General features: G+C 37.6%; 2 protein-coding genes and 1 pseudogene. 2 read left to right on the top strand and 1 reads right to left on the bottom strand.

From position 1 onward, the window contains the following. Nucleotides 1-115 (top strand): transposase (locus O9332_RS23965; RefSeq protein ID WP_288023342.1); only part of this gene is annotated, 115 nt, incomplete at its 5' end. A 108-nt stretch (nt 116-223) separates the two neighbouring features. Next, nucleotides 224-328, top strand: a pseudogene (locus O9332_RS23970) (zinc ribbon domain-containing protein); the annotation flags it as partial. 33 nt (nt 329-361) lie between these two features. Here the strand turns inward: O9332_RS23970 and O9332_RS23975 are convergent. After that, nucleotides 362-1,150 (bottom strand): IS5 family transposase (locus O9332_RS23975; protein WP_288027678.1); only part of this gene is annotated, 789 nt, incomplete at its 5' end.

The raw sequence follows: 1,150 nt of genomic DNA on the forward strand, positions 1-1,150 counted from the left end.
GATGGTCGAGGGAATCAACAATAAACTTAAACTAATAAAACGGAGAAGCTATGGCTTTAGAAACTTTCGGAATTTTTGGGTTAGAAGTATGTTGTCTTGGCATCTTGTCTGTTGATTTAGCATAAAGGGTAACGAAGAGCCTAATTTTATAGAAATATAGTCTTCAAAGCCTTGCCTAGCAAGACTCCTACGAATGATAATCAGTGCTTATCACACAAAGTAGAGAAGAGCCGACTGTCCATGTGGGACACACCATGACCGAGATATTAACGCTAGTAAAAATATTTTGGCCGCAGGGCTTGCGGTGTCAGTCCGGGTCGCAACCTGATGACCAGAACAGAGTAGACCTCCTGCAAAAGTCTTATTCAGCTACTTGATGATAGCCTAAAGCAAGTTCATAGTTGTAAATGCCAGCGATTAAATTAAATCTCAGACCAAAACGCCGTCTCCGATTCCTATATCTTGATGATAAAATTCTAAATATCTTCAGACTTCTGTGAATATGTTCGATAATAATTCTTTCTCTTGATAACTGGCGATTAAATTCTTTCTCTTCTGAACTTAATTCTTGATTTTTCTTCTTTTTGTAAGGAATCCTACTATTTTCATGCTGTTTTTGGATTCCTTGATAGCCCTTATCTGCTAAACATTCAATACTTTTATCTATCCCAATTTGACTATTTTTCCAAAGGTTAAAGTCATGTATTCTTCCCTTTCCATGAGCGGTACAGATTATCATTCCTGTTTTTTGAGCCGCAAGAACTTGAGATTTTATTGTATGATAGCCCTGTTTCCCGCTATAGTAATCTTTCTGCTTCTTTTGAGGTCTTTCTATCTCATGCTCTGCTACATCTACTACCACTACCTCTAGGTCACTATTGGCTTGTTGAACTGTCTTTTTACCTGGCAGATTAAATAATCCTGATTTCATGAGAATACCTTCTACCCTTCTAGTGATTCGTAGGGCTGTTGTCTCATTAATCTCCCAGTTAATTGCGAGATGGAAATAAGTCCTATATTCCCGCAAATACTCTAAGGTCATCAAGATTTGGTCTTCTAAACTTAATTTACTTGGTCTTCCCGATTTTTTTTGCAGAACTTTTTCGGCGGCCAGAACTTTCACCATATCCTTAAATGTTTCAGGATATAC

Source organism: Microcystis sp. LE19-10.1B (assembly GCF_027530565.1).
Taxonomy (GTDB): Bacteria; Cyanobacteriota; Cyanobacteriia; order Cyanobacteriales; family Microcystaceae; genus Microcystis; species Microcystis aeruginosa.